Annotated in this window: 7 protein-coding genes; 6 read left to right on the forward strand and 1 reads right to left on the reverse strand. The window is 74.5% G+C overall.

Annotated elements, in window-relative coordinates:
• From AC0CYZ_RS01605 to AC0CYZ_RS01630, 6 genes are all read left to right on the forward strand, one after another.
• Nucleotides 1-610, forward strand: a 610-nt coding sequence (locus AC0CYZ_RS01605) for an AtuA-related protein (protein WP_472211562.1), incomplete at its 5' end; no start/stop codon positions are given.
• A gap of 104 nt (nucleotides 611-714) precedes the next feature.
• Nucleotides 715-1,875 carry an alpha/beta fold hydrolase gene (locus tag AC0CYZ_RS01610; RefSeq protein WP_472211564.1) on the forward strand — a complete coding sequence of 387 codons (1,161 nt, stop codon included), beginning with the start codon at nucleotides 715-717 and terminating at the stop codon, nucleotides 1,873-1,875.
• Nucleotides 1,872-2,786, forward strand: coding sequence for an alpha/beta hydrolase (locus tag AC0CYZ_RS01615; RefSeq protein ID WP_472211567.1), 915 nt, complete (start codon nucleotides 1,872-1,874; stop codon nucleotides 2,784-2,786). The genes AC0CYZ_RS01610 and AC0CYZ_RS01615 overlap by 4 nt, the downstream gene beginning before the upstream one ends.
• Nucleotides 2,787-2,788: 2 nt before the next feature.
• On the forward strand, nucleotides 2,789-3,577 hold the full coding sequence (locus AC0CYZ_RS01620) for an enoyl-CoA hydratase/isomerase family protein (protein WP_472211570.1): 789 nt from the start codon (nucleotides 2,789-2,791) through the stop codon (nucleotides 3,575-3,577).
• Nucleotides 3,578-3,579: 2 nt separating this feature from the next.
• Nucleotides 3,580-4,440 (forward strand): MBL fold metallo-hydrolase, encoded by an 861-nt coding sequence (locus AC0CYZ_RS01625; protein ID WP_472211573.1) that lies wholly within the window; start codon nucleotides 3,580-3,582, stop codon nucleotides 4,438-4,440.
• Nucleotides 4,437-5,150 (forward strand): flavin reductase family protein, encoded by a 714-nt coding sequence (locus AC0CYZ_RS01630; protein ID WP_472211576.1) that lies wholly within the window; start codon nucleotides 4,437-4,439, stop codon nucleotides 5,148-5,150. Before AC0CYZ_RS01625 ends, AC0CYZ_RS01630 begins: the two co-directional genes overlap by 4 nt.
• A gap of 131 nt (nucleotides 5,151-5,281) precedes the next feature.
• Here the strand turns inward: AC0CYZ_RS01630 and AC0CYZ_RS01635 are convergent.
• Nucleotides 5,282-5,655 (reverse strand): CGNR zinc finger domain-containing protein (locus tag AC0CYZ_RS01635; RefSeq protein WP_472211579.1); only part of this gene is annotated, 374 nt, incomplete at its 5' end.

Genomic DNA, 5,655 nt, shown 5'->3' on the forward strand with positions numbered 1-5,655 from the left:
CCCGCGCGTGGTCGGCCGCGCCTTCTCCAACGCCACGATGGAGCTCGCCCTCGGCGGTTACGCGGGCTTCCACACGACGACCCCGCCGAGCGCGGAGTCGGCCTTCGGCGTCTACCGCCCGGCCGCGGTGCCCCGCGAGGCGGTGACGCAGACGGTCGTCCTGCCGGGCGGTGAGCGCCGGGTGGTGCTCGACCCTCCCAATGCCAGCGAAGCGTCGACGCTTGCACCCAGTGGCAGTGAATCCGCGTCGTCGACCCCGGCCCCGGACGGCCCCACGACGCGGGCCCCGCTCGGCCGCGTCGTCGGCGCCCGCTCCGGCGACAAGGGCGGCGACGCGAACATCGGCCTGTGGGCGCGGAGCGACGAGGCCTACGCGTGGCTGCGGGAGTTCCTCACCGTCGAGCGGGCCCGGGAGCTAATCGGCCCGGAGGCGGCGGAGCTCGCGATCGAGATCCACGAGCTGCCGAACCTGCGCGCGCTCAACGTGGTGGTCCACGGGATCCTCGGCGACGGCGTCGCGTCCTCCACCCGCCCCGACCCGCAGGCCAAGGGGCTCGGCGAGTACCTGCGCAGCCGCGTCGTCGAGATCCCGGAGGCACTGCTCGGTTAGGGGTGACGCGCGACCACTCTTGACATAGCTCAACGAGCAACGGTTATGTTGTTCCGGTCATGAGCGCGGCCGCTCGGCCGTCCCCACCGGAACGAGGTTCGGCGATGCCGCAGAACACACCGTTGACCACCGTCTTCGTCCACGGGTTCCTCGACGACGCCGCGGTGTGGCAGCCGGTGATCCGCCACCGCGGCTTGCAGACGCCGACCGTGTCGGCCGAGCTGGCCGGCATGGGCGACCGACCCGACGACGGCGGGCCCTACACGCTCGCCCGGCACACCGCCGACGTCGTCGAGCTCATCGACGGGATCGACGGGCCGGTCGTCCTCGTCGGCCAGAGCCTCGGCGCCCAGGTCGCCGAGCTCGCGGCCACCCGGCTCCCGGGCCGGGTGGCGGGCCTGGTCCTCGTGGCGCCCGTCCCGCTCGCGGGGACGCAGTTGCCCGCGGAGGCGGTCGCGCCGTTCAAGGCGCTGGGCGGTGACGGTGAGGCCCAGCGGGAGGTGCGCCGGCAGCTCTCGGTCGGCTTCCCCACCGGGGAGCTCGAGCGGCTCGCCGCCGTCGGCATGTCGATCACCGCCGAGGCGGTCTCGGCCACCGTCGACGCCTGGAACGACGGGGACCCGGCGGGGTCCTCGGACTCGTCGATCACGGCCCCCGTCCTGGTCCTGCGCGGTCGCGACGACCCCTTCATCACCTCGGCCGTCCTCGACGCCGGAGTGGTCCCGCGGTTCGCCGACGTCACCACCGCCGACGTCGAGGGCGCCGGGCACTGGCCCCACGTCGAGCGGCCGGACGCGGTCGCCACGCTGCTCGACACCTTCGTCCGCCGGGTCACCGACGACCGGGGCAACACGGCCGAGGGGGTCCGGGAGCGGGGGTGGACCTCGGCGTTCGCCGCGCGCAGCGCCTCCTCGTTCACCGACACCTTCGCCCCGGAGGTGGTCCTGCGGGCCTCGGTCCTGCGCGCCCCGGTGGAGGGCCGCGAGGCGGTCGCGCAGGTGATGGCCACGGCCAGCGGGATCTACACCGCGTTGGTCTTCACCCACCAGGCGCGCGAGGGCGAGCGGACCTACCTGGAGTGGGACGCGACGCTGCACGACGGGACCGCGGTCAGCGGCGTCACGCGGCTGGTGGCCGACGCGCAGGGCCGCACCGTCGACGTCGCGATCCACCACCGCCCGCTCGACGGCGCGCTGGCGTTCTCCGCCGAGCTCGGGCGGCGCCTCGAGGGCAGCATCGACCGCGACACGTTCCACCGCGCGTGAACGCCGCGACGTTCCGCCGGGAGGACACCGAGTTCACCGCCGACGACGGCACCGTGCTGCGGGGGTGGCTCTACCGGCCCGACCGCCCCGGGCCGCACTCGGCGATCTCCATGGCGCACGGGTACGCCGGGACCCGCCACCACGGGCTGGAGCCGTTCGCGGAGGCGTTCGCGGCCGACGGCCACGTCGTCCTCCTGCACGACCACCGCGGGTTCGGCGACAGCGGCGGCGAGCCGCGCCAGGACGTCGACCCCTGGACCCAGATCGCCGACTGGCGCCGCGCGCTGTCCCACCTCGAGGCCGTCCCGGGCGTCGACGGCGGTCGCCTGGGCCTGTGGGGCACCAGCTACGCCGGCGGCCACGCCCTGGTCCTGGGCGCCACCGATCCGCGCCTGCGGGCCGTCGTCGCGCAGGTGCCCACCATCAGCGGGGCCGAGCAGACCCGTCGTCGGGTCGCGCCCGAGGCCGTCGCCGGCTTCGTCGCGGGACTGGTCGAGGACGAGCGCGCCCGGGCGCGGGGCGAGGCGATGGCGCGGCGGGCGATCGTGTCCGACGACCCCGCCGTCCCGGCCTCCTACCGCGCCCCCGACGCGGTCGCGTTCTACCTCCAGGACCTCCCGGACGGGGTCTGGGCCAACGAGGTGACGGTGCGGTCGACCTTCGCCGCCACCACCTACGAGCCCGGGGTGTTCGTCGACCGGATCAGCCCGACGCCGCTGCTCATGGTGGTCGCGACCCACGACACGATCACCCTCACCGACACCGCCCTCGCCGCGTACGAGCGTGCCCTGGAGCCCAAGCGGCTCGTCACGATCCCCGGCGGCCACTTCGACCCCTACCTCGCCGGGTTCCCAACGGCGAGCGGAGCGGCCCGGGCCTGGTTCGCCGAGCACCTGCAGCAGAAGGAGTGACGATGTCCCACGTCTCGGTGACCACGGAGGACGGCGTGGCCACGCTGGTCCTGCACAACCCGCCGCAGAACCGGATCGGGACCACCATGGTCGACGAGCTCGACCACGCCCTGGACGGGATCGCGGCCGGCGACGCGCGCGCGGTGCTGCTGCGCGCCGAGGGCCCCGACTTCAGCTTCGGCGGCGACATCGAGCCCTGGCCGGGCTGGGACCGCCGGGAGATGCGCACCCACTTCGAGCACTTCCTGCAGACGTTCAACCGCTTCGAACGGCTCCCCGTCCCGACGATCGCCGCGGTCCAGGGGCTGTGCTTCGGCGGGGGCCTCGAACTGGCGGTGCGCGCGGACGTCGTCATCGCCGGCCGGACGGCGCGCTTCGGGAATCCGGAACAGTCCATCGGGATCATCACGCTGCTCGGCGGGGTCTACCGGATCGCCGAGCGCGCGGGCCGCTCGCGGGCGATGCGCTGGGCGCTGACCTCCGAGCAGGTCCCCGCGGCGGAGATGGAGCGCTTCGGGGTGGTCGACCGCGTCGTGGACGACGACGCCCTCGACGAGGAGGCCGCGGCGTTCGCCGCGAGGGTCGCCGCCGGACCCACCCTCGCTCACGCGGCGCACAAGGCGCTGCTGCGCACCTGGGCGGTCGGCGGGGTGGCCGCGGCCGACGAGGTGATCGTCGATGTGGCGCTCCCGCTGTTCGACTCGGCCGACACCCGGATGGCCATCCCGGCCGCCGTCGACGCCCTGCACGCCGGCCGCCCCCGCCCGACGATGCCGTTCGAGGGACGCTGACCATGACCGACGCCCTGCAGGTCCACGTGCACGTCAGCCCGTCGATCCCGACCGCGGTGACCGACCTCCCGCCGGACCTCGACGTCCGGGTCTGGTCGCCGATCGCCACGACGATCCTCACCGGAGCACGCGAAGCCGTCGTCGTCGATCCGCCCCTGACGAACGACCAGGCCGCGGCCACCGTCGAGCGGGTCGTCGCGACCGGGCGCGAGCTGACCACGGTGTACGTCACGCACGCCCACGGCGACCACTGGTTCGGCGCCGCGGCCCTGCTCGAGAGGTTCCCCGCCGCCCGCGTCGTCGCCCTGCCAGCGATCGCCGCCCGGGCCCGCGCCCAGCGTCCGGAGGACGTCGCCGCGTTCTGGGAGGCCCGCTTCCCCGGCGGCCAGATCCCCAGGGCGCTCGTGGCCCCGGAGCCGATGGACGGCGACGTGCTGGACCTCGAGGGCCACGAGCTGGTCGCGGTCGGCCTCGGGCACACCGACACCGACGACACCAGCTGCCTGCACGTGCCCGCGCTCGGACTCGTCGTCGCCGGCGACGCCGTCTACGACGGGGTCCACCTGTACCTCGCCGAGTCCCCCGCGGCCGGTCGCCAGGCCTGGCGCGACGCCCTCGACGTCGTCCGGGACCTGCACCCGGCGTCGGTGATCGCCGGCCACCAGCGGCCCGGCAGCACTGGCGACCCCGCGGCGATCGACGACACCCGCCGCTACCTCGACGACGTCGAGGAGCTGCTGGCCACCACGTCGTCCGCGCTCGAGCTCTACCGGGCGATGCGCGCCCGCCACCCCGACCGCGTCAACCCCGGAGCGCTCTGGGGCTCGGCGCGTGCCGCGTTCCCCACGGAGGTGTCCGCATGATCATCGACACGTCGGAGCTCGACGCCACCGCGGCCTACAAGCTGCTCATCGGGACGATCGTGCCGCGGGCCATCGGCTGGGTCAGCACGCTCTCGACGTCGGGCGTCGCCAACCTCGCGCCGATCTCGTTCTTCACCGCCGTGGGGCGCAGGCCGCCGATGGTGTCGCTGTCGATGCAGCCGCGCTCCACCGGCGAGCTCAAGGACACCTTCACCAACATCCGCGACACCGGCGAGTTCGTCACCAACCTGGTGTCGCTCCCGCAGGCCCACCAGATGCACCGCACCGCGCACGAGTTCCCCACCGAGGTGGACGAGTTCGACGCGGTCGGGCTCGCCAAGGCGCCCTCCGAGGTCGTCGCCCCGCCCCGCGTGTGCGACGCCCCCGTCCACTTCGAGTGCCGACTGGACCGGATCATCCCGGTCGGCGACCTCGACGACCACGTCGTCTGGGGCGTCGTCGAACGGGTCCACGTCCGCGACGACCTCTACCTCGACCGCGGCCGCATCGACACCGCCGCCCTGGCGCCGGTCGGGCGCCTGGCCGCGGAGTACACGCTCGTCGAGAACGTCTTCACCACTCCGCTCGACGACGGCGTCCTCGACGTCCGCGGCGGCCGGATGCGACGCCTCGACGAGCAGGACCCGGAGTTCAGCCCGATCGACACCGACGCCTGGTCGCCGTCCGGTTCGGTGCGCACCGAGTCCTGAGCTCCGGCCTCCCCCGCGAGCCGGCAGCGTGATCGACTTCCGTGTGGCGGAACGCGTCGGATCTGGCGCGTTCCGCCACACAGTTCGTGATCACGCACTCCGGGGGCGCTCCCGACGACGCGTGCCGCGGGTCAGCCCTCGTCGGCGGCGTTCTCCGCAGACCCGGCGACCGCCGTCGCCCGGCGGCGCGCGCGCGAGGCGCGCAGGTTGACCGCGTTGCCGCAGATCCGCACGTTGTGCCAGGCGCCGCTGTTGTTGCGCGAGCGGTCGTAGAACGCGACGGCGCAGCGGTCGTTGCGACTGTTATTCAGCCGCCGCCCGGTGTCGGCGCGCTGGGCCTCGAGGACCTCGATGAGGATCTGCCCGACGAGCTCGCGCCCCCCCTGGCGGCGGGGCGTCAGGTCGGCCCGCCCGTGGGCGCCCTGGGTGAGCCCGACGGCGGCGGCACGCTGTTCGGATGCCGGCGCCGCGGTCTCCGCGGCGCCGACCACGCCGCGCAGGTCCG

It is taken from the genome of Actinomycetospora sp., from assembly GCF_055612215.1.

What these genes read in the sequence shown, in the direction of transcription:
- AC0CYZ_RS01610 (WP_472211564.1), top strand. Translation starts at nt 715, where the DNA reads ATGCCGCAGAACACACCGTTGACCACCGTCTTCGTCCACGGGTTCCTC.
- AC0CYZ_RS01620 (WP_472211570.1), top strand. Translation starts at nt 2,789, where the DNA reads ATGTCCCACGTCTCGGTGACCACGGAGGACGGCGTGGCCACGCTGGTC.
- AC0CYZ_RS01625 (WP_472211573.1), top strand. Translation starts at nt 3,580, where the DNA reads ATGACCGACGCCCTGCAGGTCCACGTGCACGTCAGCCCGTCGATCCCG.
- AC0CYZ_RS01630 (WP_472211576.1), top strand. Translation starts at nt 4,437, where the DNA reads ATGATCATCGACACGTCGGAGCTCGACGCCACCGCGGCCTACAAGCTG.